The sequence below is a fragment of the Saezia sanguinis genome, assembly GCF_963921665.1.
GTDB classification, from domain to species: Bacteria; Pseudomonadota; Gammaproteobacteria; order Burkholderiales; family Burkholderiaceae_C; genus Saezia; species Saezia sanguinis.
The window spans coordinates 140,379-157,142 of record NZ_CAWUGC010000018.1; the positions used below are offsets into that span (position 1 = coordinate 140,379).

16 protein-coding genes are annotated in these 16,764 nt (G+C 52.7%); 13 read left to right on the forward strand and 3 right to left on the reverse strand.

Going from position 1 to position 16,764, the window contains the following annotated elements; translation table 11 throughout:
• Positions 1-102 precede the first annotated feature (102 nt).
• The 6 genes from AACY98_RS13390 (at position 103) to AACY98_RS13415 (ending at position 8,060) form a co-directional block, all read left to right on the forward strand.
• Positions 103-1,845, forward strand: a complete 1,743-nt coding sequence (locus tag AACY98_RS13390; protein ID WP_126977770.1) for a SulP family inorganic anion transporter — start codon at positions 103-105, stop codon at positions 1,843-1,845.
• A 120-nt stretch (positions 1,846-1,965) separates the two neighbouring features.
• Entirely contained in the window at positions 1,966-3,102 is a 1,137-nt protein-coding gene (moaA, locus tag AACY98_RS13395; RefSeq protein WP_423817573.1) for a GTP 3',8-cyclase MoaA, read from the forward strand.
• A 4-nt stretch (positions 3,103-3,106) separates the two neighbouring features.
• Positions 3,107-3,763, forward strand: coding sequence for a molybdenum cofactor guanylyltransferase MobA (gene mobA / locus AACY98_RS13400; protein ID WP_339805793.1), 657 nt, complete (start codon positions 3,107-3,109; stop codon positions 3,761-3,763).
• Positions 3,760-4,848 (forward strand): iron-sulfur cluster carrier protein ApbC, encoded by a 1,089-nt coding sequence (gene apbC / locus AACY98_RS13405; protein WP_339805795.1) that lies wholly within the window; start codon positions 3,760-3,762, stop codon positions 4,846-4,848. Before mobA ends, apbC begins: the two co-directional genes overlap by 4 nt.
• A 33-nt stretch (positions 4,849-4,881) precedes the next feature.
• Positions 4,882-5,580 (forward strand): electron transport complex subunit RsxB, encoded by a 699-nt coding sequence (rsxB, locus tag AACY98_RS13410; RefSeq protein WP_339805797.1) that lies wholly within the window; start codon positions 4,882-4,884, stop codon positions 5,578-5,580.
• 101 nt (positions 5,581-5,681) lie between these two features.
• The gene (locus AACY98_RS13415) at positions 5,682-8,060 is read left to right on the forward strand and encodes a heavy metal translocating P-type ATPase (protein WP_423817574.1); all 2,379 of its coding nucleotides are present in this window, start codon (positions 5,682-5,684) and stop codon (positions 8,058-8,060) included.
• A gap of 67 nt (positions 8,061-8,127) precedes the next feature.
• Here the strand turns inward: AACY98_RS13415 and AACY98_RS13420 are convergent, their stop codons facing one another.
• A complete protein-coding gene (locus AACY98_RS13420) occupies positions 8,128-8,505 on the reverse strand; it encodes a hypothetical protein (protein ID WP_339805801.1) in 378 nt (125 codons plus the stop codon).
• Between AACY98_RS13420 and AACY98_RS13425 the strand changes: the two genes are divergently transcribed.
• From AACY98_RS13425 to AACY98_RS13450, 6 genes are all read left to right on the forward strand, one after another.
• On the forward strand, positions 8,504-8,737 hold the full coding sequence (locus tag AACY98_RS13425) for a hypothetical protein (protein ID WP_339805803.1): 234 nt from the start codon (positions 8,504-8,506) through the stop codon (positions 8,735-8,737). The two genes, AACY98_RS13420 and AACY98_RS13425, sit on opposite strands and share 2 nt — an antisense overlap.
• 285 nt (positions 8,738-9,022) lie before the next feature.
• Positions 9,023-9,994, forward strand: coding sequence for an ABC transporter permease (locus AACY98_RS13430; RefSeq protein ID WP_339805805.1), 972 nt, complete (start codon positions 9,023-9,025; stop codon positions 9,992-9,994).
• A 16-nt stretch (positions 9,995-10,010) separates the two neighbouring features.
• The gene (locus AACY98_RS13435) at positions 10,011-10,859 is read left to right on the forward strand and encodes an ABC transporter permease (protein WP_126977756.1); all 849 of its coding nucleotides are present in this window, start codon (positions 10,011-10,013) and stop codon (positions 10,857-10,859) included.
• Positions 10,860-11,026: 167 nt separating this feature from the next.
• Positions 11,027-12,010 (forward strand): ABC transporter substrate-binding protein, encoded by a 984-nt coding sequence (locus tag AACY98_RS13440; RefSeq protein ID WP_423817577.1) that lies wholly within the window; start codon positions 11,027-11,029, stop codon positions 12,008-12,010.
• A gap of 126 nt (positions 12,011-12,136) precedes the next feature.
• Entirely contained in the window at positions 12,137-13,033 is an 897-nt protein-coding gene (locus AACY98_RS13445) for an ABC transporter permease (protein WP_126977754.1), read from the forward strand.
• Entirely contained in the window at positions 13,034-13,828 is a 795-nt protein-coding gene (locus AACY98_RS13450) for an ABC transporter ATP-binding protein (protein WP_126977752.1), read from the forward strand.
• 48 nt (positions 13,829-13,876) lie between these two features.
• Here the strand turns inward: AACY98_RS13450 and AACY98_RS13455 are convergent, their stop codons facing one another.
• Together AACY98_RS13455 and AACY98_RS13460 are read right to left on the reverse strand one after the other, a co-directional pair.
• The gene (locus AACY98_RS13455; protein ID WP_339805810.1) at positions 13,877-14,383 is read right to left on the reverse strand and encodes a GNAT family N-acetyltransferase; all 507 of its coding nucleotides are present in this window, start codon (positions 14,381-14,383) and stop codon (positions 13,877-13,879) included.
• Between the two features lie 17 nt (positions 14,384-14,400).
• The gene (locus AACY98_RS13460) at positions 14,401-15,285 is read right to left on the reverse strand and encodes a LysR family transcriptional regulator (RefSeq protein ID WP_339805812.1); all 885 of its coding nucleotides are present in this window, start codon (positions 15,283-15,285) and stop codon (positions 14,401-14,403) included.
• Between the two features lie 148 nt (positions 15,286-15,433).
• On the opposite strand from AACY98_RS13460, the gene AACY98_RS13465 reads away from it, so the two are divergent.
• Positions 15,434-16,465 (forward strand): YeiH family protein, encoded by a 1,032-nt coding sequence (locus tag AACY98_RS13465; protein WP_339805814.1) that lies wholly within the window; start codon positions 15,434-15,436, stop codon positions 16,463-16,465.
• Positions 16,466-16,764 lie beyond the last annotated feature (299 nt).

The following is a 16,764-nucleotide window of genomic DNA, read 5'->3' on the forward strand; positions in this document are numbered from 1 at the left end:
TTTTCCTGGCTTTGTTATACACTGACAGCAGAGGGATAAAGAGTCTTTGATGCGGGGGGAGCAGGCTCGGTGGAGATTAAATTATTTCAAAAAATCATCCATATGCTGAACTGGATTGGCCAGTGGATTCCTGGCCTGCCCGAGTTGCTGCGTTACGACCTGGCGTATTTTAAAAACGACCTGTTTGCCGGCTTATCGGTAGCTGCGGTTGCCCTGCCGACCAGCATTGCTTATGCACAACTGGCTGGCCTGCCGCCCCAGGCGGGGCTGTACAGCACCATTTTGCCGATGATCATTTATACATTTCTCGGTTCTTCCCGGCAGTTGATTGTCGGGCCGGATGCAGCCACCTGTGCCATGATTTCCTCCACGCTGATGCCGATTGTGGCGGCTGGCAGCAATCCGGAATATTACCAGTCGCTGGTGTTTACACTGACGCTGCTGGCAGGTATTCTTTTCATCGTTGCCGGTTTTTTGCGGCTGGGTTTTCTGGCCGATTTACAATCGCGCTCTATTTTGCTGGGGTTGATGAACGGTGTGGCCGTCATGATCATCATTGGCCAGCTTGGTAATGTGATTGGTGTGGCGGCAACCGGCAAGGACACCATCGGCAAGCTGATGTCGTTCATTCACCTGATTCCTGACTTTCACTGGCTCACACTGTTGCTCTCCGGTACGCTGTTTGCACTGTATTATGTGATGCAGCGCTATCCAGGCGGCAAAAAGGTCCCTTCCATTCTGGTGATTGCGATTGTGGCTGTGATACTCAGTATGGTGTTTTCACTTTCCACCCGCGGGGTGAATATTGTGGGTGAAATACCATCGGCACTCCCCGATATGACGATGCCGGCACTGCCGCCGCACGAGCAATGGGGCTCACTGTTTTTTGGCGCTATTGCCCTGGTTTTTGTCAGCTTCATCAGTGCAACTCTGACCGCGCATACATTTGCTGCCAAAAACAATTATGAAGTGGATGACAACAAAGAACTGATCGCGCTGGGGGTGGCCGATATGGCATCAGCCATATGTCAGGGGTTTGCGATCAGTGGGGCCGATTCGCGTACCGCAGTCAATGAAGCGGCCGGCGGCAAAACGCGGTTTGCGCAACTGATTGCCGCCCTCACCATCCTGGGTGCACTGGTTCTGTTCATTGAGCCCATGGGGTACATGCCTTTGGCAGCATTGGGGGTTATCCTGATTTGCAGTGCCATCAAGCTGACAAATTTCAGTTGGCTGTTCAAGCTGCGCAAAATCAGCAAAACAGAGTTTTTCATCGCGATGACGACGTTTCTCTCTGTGCTGCTGCTGGGTGTGATTCATGCGGTGATTCTGGCAATTTTTCTGGCAATCCTCTCTTTCCTGCGCAAAACGGCCCGCCCTGTCGACCATTGCCTGGGGCTGATGCCCGATGACGATAACTTTTATGAAACAGACCATCACCCGGAAGCTCAGGAGGTTCCGGGGTTGCTGCTGTACCGCTTCGATGCATCATTGATTTTTCTGAACGCCAGTTATTTCCGTCAGCGTGTGCTGAGTCTGGTCAGGCGTACAGATATTTCTCCTGTTCAGTGGGTTGTTATTGATGGGCATTCGATCAATAACGTGGACCTTACTGGCGTGATGACGCTGTCTGATTTGGGCAAATTCCTGGCTGCCCGTGGCATTGCGTTGGCTTTTGCCGACCATACCAACCATATGAAAAAGTGGTTGCAAACGCACAATATCGACCCGAAAGAGTTGTCCTTCCATATTTATCCCAACCGGTATGAAATGCTGGTGGCTTACAGGGATTCACTGAAAGCGCAGGAAGATAAGGGGGCCGAGGCGGTTCTGCAATCTGCTTAGACGTACTAAGCACATTGGATTATATTTTGTAACTTGTTGTTTTATAAGATTATTTTCAACCACCCAAGAGGTGTGGCATTAACCGGGGCACAGTGTATATCCTTTATAATTGAGTACATCATGAATGCGCCAGATCTTACAACGCCCCATCATGAAACGACGCAGCAGTTAGTGGATGCGCGTACGCCTGCGCTGCCGATCGAACTGATCCGTGCAGACGCGATGCCCCCTGTTTTGGAAGCCATTGAAGATACCAGGCATCGCCCGTTGCAGGATTTGCGGATATCGGTGACCGACCGGTGCAACTTCCGTTGTTCATACTGTATGCCCAAAGAGGTGTTCAACCGCGATCACCCCTTTTTGCGACACGACCAATTGCTGAGTTTTGAAGAAATCAACCGCATTGCCCGTGTGTTTTTGAAGCTGGGGGTGACCAAGCTGCGTATTACCGGTGGCGAGCCTTTGTTGCGCAAACATCTGGAAAACCTGATTGAGCAGCTCGCCAGCCTGCGCACCTTGTCAGGACAGGCACCGGAGCTGACATTGACAACCAATGCGTCCTTACTGGCGCAAAAAGCCAAAACATTGAAAGCAGCCGGTTTGGACCGTGTCACCATTAGTTTGGACGCCATTGATGATGCCATTTTTCAAAGGCTCAACAATATGAGTGTGCCTGTGGCCACTGTGCTCAAAGGAATTGATGCGGCGCTGGCAGCCGATCTGCATCCTGTCAAAATCAACATGGTGGTTCGCAAAGGCATCAATGACGGGCAGATCATTCCCATGGTGGAGCATTTCAGGCACAGCGGTATTGTTTTGCGCTTTATCGAATATATGGATGTGGGAACAACCAATGGCTGGCGTATGGACGAGGTATTGCCATCCAGCGAAGTGATCCGGCGTATCCATGCACTCTACCCTGTGCACCCTTTAGAGCCTCACACAGCGGCAGAAACAGCTCAGCGCTGGGCGTATGACGATGGCGCCGGGGAAATCGGTGTGATTTCCAGTGTGACACAGGCGTTTTGCCACAGTTGCAGCAGGGCCCGCCTGTCCATGGAGGGGCGGCTGTTTCTGTGCCTGTTTGCCGGTGCCGGCTATGATCTGCGCGCCTTGTTGCGGCAAAATCTGGACGATGCGGCGCTGCAGGCTTCCGTCGCGCATTTATGGCAACAGCGTGACGACCATTATTCAGAATTGCGCGGACAGGGAATGCAGCCTTTGCGGCGTGTAGAGATGAGCTACATTGGAGGCTGAACAGATGGCAGCAGGTCGTGATGAACTGATTACCGGAATGGTTCTGGCTGGAGGGGCCAGCCAGCGTATGCAGCGCGTTGTTTCTGACAAAGGCTTGCTGCCATGGCAGGGAAAACCCATGGTTCACTATGTGCTTGAAAGGCTGCGGCCCCAGGTTGATCAAGTTGTGATTAATGCCAATCGCCATATTGCCGAGTATCAAAAGCTCGGAGTTCCGGTCTGGACAGACGAGCGCGACGCTGACTGGGAGGATTTTCCCGGCCCCCTGGCCGGTATGCTGACTGGCCTGCGCCAGTGTACGACCCCCTGGCTCATGACGGTGCCTTGCGATGCGCCGCTTTTGCACCCTCATCTGGTACAGCAGTTATACGAAGGTGCCCGGCAGGCCAATGCCAAAGTCGCTTTTGCCTGCACGACTTCTGACAGCCAGCCTGATCAATGCAAAGACCATCCGGTGTTTGCGTTATTGCACCGCTCGCTTGAAAGCCAGTTGTATCATTACTTGCAGGCGGGTGAACGAAAAGTTCAGCACTGGATGATGCAACAGGCTTATACTCGCGTTTGCTTTGATGATGACAAGCTAGCGTTCATGGTCAATATCAATACAAAAGCCGGTTTTGCCGATTTCTGCGAACTAACCCATACAATGTATCCGTTATGAACATCACTACAGAAGATATCCTCACAACACTGCAAACCGTCATCGACCCCAATACAGGCGCAGATTACATCAGCCAGAAAAGCGTGCAGAACCTCCAGGTTGAAGGCTCGCGTGTCAGCCTGGATGTGCTTTTGGGCTACCCTGCTGCATCGCAACATGAGCGGATTCAAAAGCAGATTGAAGATGCGCTGAAGAAATCCTGCCCCGATATTCGGGAGGTGGTGTGTCATGTGCGCTCGCAGATCATTGCGCACCAGGTGCAAAAGGGGTTGGAACTGTTGCCTCAGGTGAAAAATATCATCGCTGTCGCCTCCGGCAAAGGCGGTGTCGGTAAAAGTACAACCGCAGCCAACCTGGCATTGGCATTGCATGCTGAGGGAGCCAATGTAGGTATTCTGGACGCTGATATCTATGGCCCCAGCCAGGCCATGATGATGGGGGTTGATGGTAGACCGGAAAGCAACGACGGCAAAACCATGGAACCGCTGGAAAATCATGGCGTGCAGGTAATGTCCATCGGCCTGCTGGTGGATGCCGACAATGCCCTGATCTGGCGTGGCCCCATGGCAACCCAGGCGCTACAGCAGATGCTGGTGCAGACCAACTGGAAGGCGCTGGATTACCTGATTGTCGATATGCCGCCCGGCACTGGAGACATTGCGTTGACGCTGGCGCAGAAAGTGCCGATCACCGGCGCCGTGATTGTGACAACCCCGCAGGATATTGCCCTGCTTGATGCACAACGGGGTTTCAAGATGTTTGAGCAGGTGGGCATTGCTGTGCTGGGCATCATTGAAAACATGGCGGTGCATATCTGCTCCAACTGCGGTCATGCAGAGCACATTTTTGGCGAAGGTGGGGCTCAGAGGATGTCGCAGAAGTATGACATTCCTTACCTGGGCGGGTTGCCTTTGACCCTTGCGATTCGTGAGCAGGCCGATGCAGGTACGCCTACCGTGGTACATGCCCCTCAATCCCCGGAGGCAAAGGCATATCGGGCAATTGCGCTAAAAATTGCGGCAGAAATTGCTTTGCGTCCACGTGACTATTCGGCCATTATGCCCAAAGTCAAAGTGACTTCTTAAGGGGTGATGATCCAAGTGACTGGTTCACAGGAAATGTCATCTGCATACGCCAAAATGACGCCCATGCAGCGACAGAAGCTGGTTGAGCTGATTGATGCCCAGTTGCCACAGACACAATGCACGCGCTGTGGCTATCCGGATTGCCGCCATTATGCGCAGGCGGTTGCAGAAGGTCACACCGGCATTAACCGCTGCCCGCCGGGTGGAGCAGAAGGTATTGCCCGCCTGGCTGAAGTCACGCAACAAACCGCACAAAAGCTCGATCCTGATGCAGGCATAGAAGGCCCGCGCCTGCTGGCAGTCATTGACGAAAACTGGTGCATCGGATGCACCAAATGCATTCAGGCCTGCCCGGTAGACTGCATCATGGGTGCATCCAAACAGATGCATACGGTGATAGAAAGCCAGTGCACTGGGTGCGAGCTGTGTCTGCCGGCCTGCCCTGTGGATTGCATTGAACTGGTGCCCTCTTCCTGTGACCACCCAGCCCCGACAGGCTGGGCGGCGTGGTCAAAAAAACAGGCGGATACGGCACGTGATCGCTATGTGTTTCGCCAGTTCCGCCTGGAGCGCCAGCAGCGTGAAAACCAGGCCAGATTGCTGGCCAAAGCGCAAAGAAAACTGGCAAATCTGGAGCAGGTTTCAAAGCTGTCCGATCCGCATACGCTGGAACGCAAGCGCGAGCTGATCAGCCAGGTACTGGCTAAAGCCAAAGCACGGCAGGCCAAATAGTCCCAGCAACTGAAACCTTTTCATCCTCGTGTTGTGGCCTTGTTGCATTTTCGGCCCTAGGGGCTTGACCTTATAGTGACTATAAGGTGTGTAATAACAGCATGAATACAGAAAAAACAACTTTAACCCACGATTCAACAGCATCTGATACCTGCTGTTGCAGTTGCAATGCTGCCAAGCATGAGCATGTTGAAGTGTCGGTAGAAGATCATGCGCATGCGGATAAAGATCAGCAGCATGCGCAGCACCATCATGATCACAACACCCCTTGCTGCAATGTTTCCGGACCGGTGCCGGAAACCCGCAGTCGTCTGCGTCAGCAGCCTGTTCCGGATGGCAGCCAGATTTCGCAGTGGCGTATTGACGCCATGGATTGCCCTACAGAAGAAACACTGATTCGCAAGCAGCTTGCATCCATGGACAATATCAGCGCGCTGGAATTCAACCTGATGCAGCGCACGCTCAGTGCCATTCATTTCAAAGGGACGGAAGGCACAATCGAGACGGCTATTGCCTCTTTGGGTATGCAAGCTGTGCCCGTTAAGGAAGGAGCCCCTGCTCCTGAACTCACGGCTTCTCCCAAGCAGCAGTACCGGGCGCTTGGCCTGGCTGCTGGCGGCTTAGCACTGGCTTTGGGTGCTGAGATCACCCATTGGCTTGAATGGCCTTCGATGGTCTCCGCTGCATTGGCGATCATTGCCATTTTGATGTGCGGTCTGGGCACATACCGCAAAGGCTTGATTGCGCTCAGGCATGGTGAACTCAATATCAATGCGCTGATGAGCATTGCGGTCACAGGTGCCGCAGTCATTGGCCAATGGCCTGAAGCAGCCATGGTGATGGCGCTTTTCACCATTTCAGAGCTGATTGAAGCCCGTTCGCTGGACCGGGCCCGGCTGGCTATTCGCAGCCTGCTGCAACTGGCACCCGATACCACCACGGTATTGCAGACCGACGGCAGTTGGAAAGAACTTGCGCCTGATGCGCTCAGCATTGGCGATATTGTCCGGGTTCGTCCTGGGCAGCGCATTGCATTGGATGGCGTCATCACGCAGGGCCAGACCAGCATCAATCAATCTGCCGTAACCGGGGAAAGTCTTCCGGTTGATAAAAAAGCCGGTGACATTGTTTTTGCAGGCACCCTGAATGAATCAGGGGAGTTTCAGTTCAAGGTGACAGCCACCTCACATAACAGCACACTGGCCCGCATTATCCACGCTGTGGAAGAAGCACAGTCGGAACGTGCGCCCACCCAGAGGTTTGTCGACCAGTTTGCCCGCTACTATACGCCGGCGGTGGTGCTGATTGCGGTTGCGGTTGCCATTATCCCGCCTTTGTTGTTTGCCCAACCCTGGCTTGCCTGGATATATAAGGCGCTGGTTCTGCTGGTCATTGCCTGCCCTTGTGCATTGGTGATCTCTACCCCTGTCACCATTGTCAGCGCGCTGACGGCGGCATCAAAGCGCGGACTGCTGGTCAAAGGCGGTGTCTATATGGAAAATGGCCGCCGGCTGCGCTGGTTGGCACTGGATAAAACCGGAACCATTACGCATGGCAAACCGGTGCAGACAGAAATGGCCGTTTTGCCTGCAGCTCAAGCCGAGCCTGCACAGACCCGACAGATTGCAGCCAGTCTGGCCGGCCGGTCAGATCATCCGGTTTCCCTGGCAATTGCCAAGGCGGCACTGGCTGATAACATTGATTTTCTGCCGGTAGAGCAATTTACGGCACTGGCCGGTCAGGGAACCCGCGGTGTCATATATGGTGTTCAGTACTATTTAGGTAACCTGCGTTTGATCGAATCGTTGAATCTGTTGGCTCCTGAAATTGCACAACATATCAATACATTGGAGCAAAAGGGACAAACAGTGGTTGCCCTGGCAACTGACCAGGCGGTGCTGGCTTTGTTTGCTGTGGCAGACAGCATCAAGCCGACCAGCCAGCAAGCCATTGCCGAGCTGCATCAGCTCGGGGTGCAGACCCTGATGCTCAGCGGTGATAACCAGCACAGCGCACAGGCGATTGCGTTGCAGGCCGGTATTGATGAAGCGCGCGGAAATCAGCTGCCCGAAGATAAACGCCAGGCCATCGAAGAAAAGCTTGCGCAGATGAAGACCCGTGGCGATCAGAAAAACATGGTTGGCATGGTGGGTGACGGCATCAATGATGCCCCTGCCCTGGCGCGTGCAGATATCGGTTTTGCCATGGGGGCTGCCGGTACCGATACCGCCATGGAAACAGCCGATGTTGCCATCATGGATGATGACCTGCGCAAGATTCCTCTGTTCATCAGGATATCCAAGCGTACGCACCGGATTTTGCTGCAGAATATCACGCTGGCGCTGGGCATCAAACTGGTATTTTTATTGCTCACTGTTGCAGGCTACGGTACCATGTGGATGGCAGTGTTTGCCGATGTTGGAGCCAGCCTGCTGGTGGTGCTTAATGGCTTGCGCATGCTGCGCTCTCCGCGCGATTAAAAAATAAAAAAACCTCCGGAATGACTCCGGAGGTTTCAACAGATCGAAAAGAAATTCTCAGGCCGGGTTATTTCACTGAGCAGATGCTGAACTCACAGCGCACAGCCAGTTGATTGCCGTTGGAGCAGTCAACGTTGTATTCTTCAATCCCGGGGCCTTTGGACTCCACCAGTGCAAGCGGTTTTTCATTGCAGGCCAAAACTTCGGGCATGCGTTCAATCTGGTAGGAGTATTGCCCTGGCTTGCCTATGCCCAGAGGATTGTAGGCTTCAACTTTAGGAGGGGTCAGTACAAGATTTACCTGCCCTGAAGATTCTGGTTTGCATTCAATTTCCATCAGGTAAAGCGGCGGCAAAGGACGGTTGGGTAACTCATTATGGACATAGTATCCATGAGGGCATAAGTCGTCGGCACTGTTAAAAGCCCAGGTTTCATGAGATGCCATGATGGACCATACCTTTTCACCACTGTCTTCGCTGGGACGCCCGCCTCCAACAATTGCGCACCCAGAGCATAAAACTGCCAAGCTCATGGCAGCAACAGCCAGTTTCTTCATATTTCCCCCTCTTGCTATTTCACAAATTTTTCTAAAAATACCACAAGCCCATACTTCCCGCAATAATAAAAATCATCCGTCTAACCGGGTCAGACAAGTATTTTTGCGCAGCACAAACTAGATTTATTCATTATCCCACCTTTTTTTCAATCAAACGCCCAGAATCCCTCCCATTGTGAAAAGAGTCTCTTTCTGTATGGCGGCAGCGTCTTTTTAGTACAACAAACGCCAGTTCTCCTGTGCAAAACCAGGTGAGACTGATATTTAACTGGTGTGAAACAGATGACTGACCGCTCAGGCTTCAACCGGCTTTTAAGTTGATGAGCCGCCAGCACGGATCACGCTGCTGCGTATAATCCATTCATCCAGGCCCATTCGGGTGGTCACGTGGTTGTCTTGCGCACTTATGGCGGTTTATCTGTTCAAACGCATATTTTCATTTCTGCTGATGCTGCTGGCAGCCTCGGTGGTTATTTTTATGGCGCTGGAAGTATTGCCCGGCAATGCGGCGCAGACGCTCAGCGGGCCGGATGCTGATCCTCAGGTGGTGGCAGCACTTGCACGGCAACTGGGTCTGGATCAGCCTGCATGGGTACGTTATGTCCACTGGCTGGGCGGATTGCTGCAAGGCGAACTGGGGCTGAGTTATGTTTATGGTTCTCCCGTGGCTGAACTGATTGGAGAGCGCCTGCAGGTGACACTGCCTCTGGCGTTGATGGCCATGCTGCTGACCATATTGATTGCATTGCCGTTGGGTGTATACGCTGCATCACGCCATGGGCGTACCGGAGACCATGTGGTCACCATTCTGGCCGAAACCGGCATGGCCATACCAAGCTTCTGGCTGGCGATACTGCTGGTATTGTTGTTTGCTGTTAAATTGCAGTGGTTTGCTTCAGGCGGTTTTCCCGGCTGGAGTGTTCAGGAAGGCGGTGGCGTGACGTCTGCACTGCATGCCCTGCTGTTGCCTGCGGTGGCTTTGGCGTTGGTGCAGGCGGCGATCCTGACACGTTTTACCCGATCATCGATGCTGGAGGTTATGCGGGAAGATTACGTCCGCACCGTACGGGCAAAAGGCGCCAGTTCCCGTATGACGCTGTGGCGGCACGTGCTGCGCAATGCGTCCATTCCGATACTGACCATTGCAGGGCTCCAGTTTGCCAATCTGCTGGCCGGGGCGATTGTGACTGAGAATGTCTTTTCACTGCCCGGCCTTGGGCGTCTGATATTTCAATCCATCGGCAATCGGGATCTGATTGTGATTCGCAACGCATTGCTGCTGCTGGTGATGATGGTGATGGTGGTCAATTTGGTGGTGGACCTGTTTTGTGCCGCCATTGACCCACGTCTGCAAAAGAGCACGGGGGATTCTGTGTGAAAAAAGGCCTGTGCACATGAATACCCTTTCTATCCGCAAACGCCGCTCAGGCCCGAGCGCCAAACTGTGGTTTGGCGGCGCACTGACACTCTGCATTGTGCTGGCTGCCCTTATTTACACGGTATGGCAGCCCTGGCCGGTTGATGCGTTTAACCTGTCTATCAAATTGCAGGGGCCTTCTGCCCAGCACTGGCTGGGTACCGATGCGTATGGTCGCGATGTGGCCTCACTCCTGATGGGGGGCGCCCGCAATGCGCTGTGGGTGGGACTGGTTGCCGTCAGCATTGGCCTGGCTGCAGGGCTGTTGTTAGGCATGCTTGCCGCTTTTAACCGTGGCAAATCGGATGAAATGATCATGCGCACAATGGATTTTGCTTTTGCATTTCCAGCCATTTTGCTTGCCATTATGCTGATTGCGCTGTTTGGTCCAGGCATCACCAATGCAATCATTGCCATTGGCATTGCCAATATTCCGGTATTCACCCGCCTGACGCGCAATGCCGTGCGAAGCCTGCTGCCGCGCAATTTCATCACAGCCGCCCGTGCACTGGGGCGCTCCAACTGGGGCATTGTGAAGTCTCATATCCTGCCCAACCTGTTGCCGCTGATCATTGTGCAGGCGTCGGTACAGTTTTCAATGGCCATTCTGGCTGAAGCCGCCCTTTCCTACCTCGGTTTAGGAACACAACCGCCTGCGCCTTCCTGGGGACGCATGCTCAGCGAAGCACAAACGCTGCTGTTTGAAGCGCCTATGCTGGCTGTGATTCCGGGTGTGACCATTGCATTGACCGTGCTGGGCTTTAATCAGTTGGGCGATGGCTTGCGTGATTGGCTGGACCCACGGCTTAAAGACAGCCGTTTTTAATGCCCAAACCGAAAACAGGCTGAGAAAACATGTTTTTGTATATTTAGGCTGGCCCATTTACAATAACATGTTCTCATTTTTAACCCCTTGCAAAATAACAGAATAAACCCCCGTTGCAAGGAAATGAACTTTCAATACAAATAACAGGATGATTTATGGCCTTACATATGATCGAAAATTCATTGGGTACACTCAAAAAATGCTTTTTGCTGGCAGGGCTGGGTGCACTGGTGGCTCTGGGTACGCCTGCTGTGGCACAGCAGAGATCTGTTGCAGTCACTTCGGTAATTGAGCATCCGGCACTGGATGCTGTGCGTGACGGCGTGAAAGAAGCGCTGGAGGCTGCCGGCTATACCGATGGCAAAAACCTGCGCTGGCAATATCAGACCGCACAGGGCAATGTGGGAACCGCCGCTCAGATCGCCCGTAAATTCGTGGGCGATAAGCCGGATGTGATCGTGGCCATTTCAACCCCGTCAGCCCAGACCATGCTGTCCACCACAAAAGACATTCCCATCGTATTTTCTGCTATCACAGACCCGATCGGCGCCAAACTGGTTGCAGGCTGGGAGCCTTCGGGTACCAATATGACCGGTGTATCCAATATGCTGGAAGTCAACCGCCAGGTTGACCTGATTTTGCAGATTGCGCCTGATGCCAAACGTGTAGGCGTGGTATACAACCCGGCTGAAGCCAATTCCGTTTATTATGTCCGCCAGTTGCAGGAGTTACTGCCCAGCCGGGGCATGACACTGGTGACGGCGGCCGCACCTCGTACTGTGGATGTGGGTGCCGCCGGTCGCAGCCTGGTAGGCAAAATTGACGTGTTTTACAGCGTTTCAGACAACAATGTGGTTGCATCCTTTGAAACGCTGGCCAAAGTTGCTGAAAACGCCAAAATCCCGCTCATCGCGAGCGACCCTAACTGTGTGGAGCGTGGTGCTGCTGCTTCACTGGGGGTAGACTATAAAGAGCTGGGCATACAAACCGGCAAAATGGTTTTGCGCATTCTCAACGGTGAAAAACCGGGCGATATCAAACCGGAAATCGGCCAAAACCTGGAGTTGGTCCTTAACCTGAAAGCTGCCCAAGGCCAGGGTGTCACCTTCTCTCAGGAATTGCTTGACCAGGCCAACCGTATCATTCAGTAAGCCATATGGTTTACTCAGTATGGCTGAAACCAATACAATAATCTGTTTTACATAAAGAAATTCCTGCAGGCACGCTTTTAAAATAGCGTGCCTGAAATACACTTAACGTATCAATCTGTCTGCCCGATGTCCTTATTTTCATTTCTTGGCGCTATTGAAATCGGTTTGATCTATAGCCTGGTAGCTTTGGCGGTACTGATTTCATTTCGTTTGCTGCGTTTTCCTGATCTGACAGTTGACGGCAGTTTCACCCTGGGCGGTGCAGTATGTGCCATCATGATCGTGCATGGGCACAACCCCTTTGTGGCGACCGCGGCGGGTACGGCCGCAGGTTTTGTGGCGGGGCTGGTCACGGCGTTTCTAAGTGTTAAGTTGCGCATCATGGACTTGCTGGCCAGTATTCTGGTTATGACAGCGCTGTATTCGATCAATCTGCGCGTTATGGGGGCCGCCAACGTTCCGTTGATCAATGATCCCACGGTATTCACAACCTTACAGCCTGGGGAGTTGCTGCAGGATTATGAGGCGCGTCCGCTGATCATGCTGCTGATGGTGATCATCGCCAAGATTCTTCTGGACTGGTTTTTTTCCACCGAAATGGGCCTTTCTATCCGTGCAACTGGCACCAACGCCCGGATGGCGCGCGCGCAAGGTGTTCCTACAGGCCGCATGATGTTGCTCGGGCTGGCCATTTCCAACGCATTGGTTGGACTGGCTGGCGCATTGTTTGCCCAATCCAATGGCGGTGCTGATGCATCCATGGGGATTGGTACCATTGTGATCGGGCTGGCCGCTGTCATCGTCGGCGAGCGCATTATTCCTGCCCGTCGCCTGATCTGGACCACGCTGGCAGTGATTCTTGGCGCTGTGGTATACCGGCTTTTCATCGCGCTGGCACTGAATGCAGAGTTCATTGGCTTGCAAGCGCAGGACTTGAACCTGATTACCGCGGTTCTGGTGACATTTGCCCTGATTATCCCGATGCTGAAACAACGTTTAATGCCCCGTAAAGGAGGTCAATAAATGCTCAGCGCACAAGATATTGTTCTGACGTTCAACCACGGCACGCCGATTGAAACCCGTGCCTTGCGCGGCATGTCGCTGGATATTCCGGCAGGCCAGTTTGTCACCGTTATCGGCTCCAATGGTGCAGGCAAATCGACCTTTTTGAATGCAGTTTCCGGTGACCAGGTGATTGACGGCGGACGCATCATCATTGACGGTGAAGATGTAACCAGCCAGCCGGCTTACAAGCGGGCTTCCAAGATTGCCCGGGTATTTCAGGACCCCATGGCAGGCACCTGTGAAGACCTGACAATTGAAGAAAATATGGCATTGGCCTATCAGCGCGGCACCTCCCGCGGGCTCAGGCGTGCCGCCCGTGCCGAGTTGCGCGACCTGTTCCGCGAAAAACTGGCTTCCTTAAAGCTGGGGCTGGAGCGCCGGCTGACAGACCGTATCGGCCTGCTTTCCGGCGGGCAGCGGCAGGCGGTCAGCCTGCTGATGGCCGCGTTGAAGCCATCGCGTATTCTTTTGCTGGATGAGCACACTGCGGCGCTGGATCCGCGCACCGCGCATTTTGTGCTGGACCTGACCCAGCGTATTGTTGAGGAAAACAAGCTGACCACCATGATGGTCACGCACAGCATGCGCCAGGCCCTTGATATTGGCGAACGCACAGTCATGCTGCACCAGGGTAAAGTGGTGTTGGATGTTTCCGGTAAAGAGCGTGAACGCATGGATGTGCCGGCGCTGGTCGCCATGTTCACCAAGGTTCGCGGTGAAGAAATATCCGACGATGCGCTGCTTTTAGGTTAAGAATTTACTTTTAAAGTGATTTCTATCTCATTGTTATTAAACAATATATTAAATATGGAATGCCTCATGATGGGTAACCTGCCCCACAGGGGCTTCTCCCGTCAATGAATATACCATCAGGTTCTCTGCTGGAATTCCCTCAACAGCCAACTGCGGATAAGACTTGAAGCCAAACCGGGTGTAGTAGCTAGGGTCTCCAACCAGGATACACCCGCTTGCGCCCAGTCCCTGAAGGCGCTCAAGTCCGTGCCTGATCAACGCCTGCCCTATGCCTTTGCGCTGGTATTCCGGCAATACCGCCAAGGGCCCCAGCGTATGCCAGCCATCGAACACCCCATCAAGCTGCGCAGGCGAAAACGCAATATGCCCGACGACATGGCCTTGTTGATCATCCAGCGCGACACAGCTTAAAGTCAGGGCGTTTGCCTCGCGCAATGCCATTACAATCAGGTATTCATTATTGATGCTGTAAGGATGGTTTTCAAATGCCTTTTGCAAAAGCGCCGAAATGGGTGCAAAGTCCTGCTCCTGTTCATCGCGAATGGTATATGTCATGAATCTTGCTCGTTTCTTCAAGGTGAAGTTTCATCCATAGATGAAGCTAAAAATGCCTGCATACCCCGGGTTATTTCCTTATCCTGATGCATCACACAGTAAAGCGTGCGCCGCAATGGCGGTAAAGTAGTATCAAGCACCACGACCTTATTTTGTGTGATCAGGTCTTCAATAACGCATCGTGACAGGCAACTGACTCCCAGCCCGGCTGCAACGGTGTGTTTAATGGCTTCTGAATCGCCCAGCTCCATGTCGACGTTAAAGTGCTGAAGATAAGGCCGCAGCATTTGATCGACAACTTCCCGGGTGCCGCTGCCCTCTTCTCTGAGTAACCAAGGCAACTGTGCCAATTGCTCCGCAGTCAACCGCCGGGTGGCATAAGGCTGTGAACTGGATGCAAATACCACCATGTCGTCATCACGCCAGGGAGTCGTATTCAGCCCGGGATGGTGACAGATGCCCTCAATAAAGCCAAAGTCCACTTCAAAATTGGCAACTGCATTGACGACTGCTTCGGTGTTTCCAACCATCAGATTGAGTTTGGAGCCCGTATGCTGGCTGCGGAATGCGGCTAGGCAGGATGGCATCAGGTAGTTTCCTATCGTGGTGCTGGCTCCTATGCGTATCGACAACGAGCCAATGGTAAAGGTTTTCTCCAGCGCCTGGGCCCGGTCAAGCAGCGCCCTCGCCTGGGGTAAAAACAGCCGGCCATGTTCGTTCAGTGTCAGCCGCCTGCCATGGCGGTCAAATAATTGCTGCTGCACCGCCTGCTCCAGCCGGGCCAGTGCCTGACTGGCGGCAGACTGGGTCAGCATGACAGCTTCAGATGCCTTAAGTACATTTTCGTGCTGTGCAATGGCCTGAAATACTTCCAGTTCACGCAGTGTCAGATGCAAACGCAAACAACGCTCCTTAATGCCATCCCTTTAGGCCGCTTCATATTAATAAAATTACTTAAATACATCCATATTATTAATTTTACTTATTTTATTGTGCGCTGTACAGTAAGCCGATATTACAAAATAAATCAAATAATCAATGAAATTCATCATGAAATTGATGCCAGGTGTTTTACTTGCGGTTGCCTTGGCATGTTGTGCCCTGTATGTATCTCATTCAGGCTGGGTTCAGCCCTGGGGTATTTCGGCCTCGCTGCTGGCAATTGTAGGAGGCATGCTGATTGGAAATACCATCTACCACCGCATGGCACCTGTATGCCATGCAGGCGTGGATTTTTCAAAGCAAAAAATACTGCGCCTGGCAATTATCCTGTTCGGTTTACGTTTGACGTTGCAGGATGTTGCTTCCGTTGGCATCACTGCCGTACTCATCGACGCCACCGTCATATGTACCACTTTTGGCCTGACCATCTGGCTTGGGCGCAAATGGTTTGGGCTGGATCGGCACAGTATCATTCTCATTGGCAGTGGTTGCTCGATCTGCGGGGCAGCGGCCGTTATGGCAACAGAATCGCTTATTAAAGCCAGAACAGAAAAAGTGACCATGGCCGTTGCTACCGTTGTTGTTTTTGGCACGCTGGCCATGTTTATCTACCCGTTGCTCTACCCTTTGATCTTAAAGTACTGGGGTGTTTCCGAATTTTCTTTTGGCATATTTACCGGATCAACCATTCACGAAGTTGCACAGGTGGTGGCTGCGGGCAATGCCATTGGAGAACACGCGGCAGATACCGCGGTGATCAGCAAAATGATCCGTGTGCTGATGCTGGCACCTTTTCTGCTGGCACTGTCAACCTGGCAACTGCGTGAGCAGAACGGAAGTCAGAACGAAAATGACCTCCCTCGCAACGCCCAAATCACCATACCCTGGTTTGCTGTTGGATTTATGTTCATGGCGGTGATCAATTCGTTGCATATTCTGCCAGACCCGCTGGTTCAATCGGTTATCTATGCAGACGATGTCATGATGACCACGGCTATGGCTGCGCTAGGACTCACCAGCCATGTTTCCGCGTTTCGAAAAGCGGGGATCAAGCCCCTGTTACTGGCGGCCCTGATGTTTGGCTGGCTGGTGATTGGCGGCGGCATGATCAACGCGGGGTTTAACCTGCTGCTGCGCTGATCTTGAGAGTGTGTTGGCACTCAAATTCATAACGATTTTCACAGCAGTATTTGCAGTTTGTTTTGCAGGTCGAAGCATCTATGAATCTGCATTTGCAGCCTATTGCTCGCATTTGCAGGGGAAATTGCATCAATCCAACATAAATACATTCTGTTGTAGATTTTTGAATAACAATAAATATAAAATGGGTATTAAAAGCTAAACAGGCCGGCAAAATCGGCAGATAAACAGTACGGCGCATGCAACCTGACACGATGGTGTTGTATCCAGACTCGTACGATGCCTCTATTGAATAACTG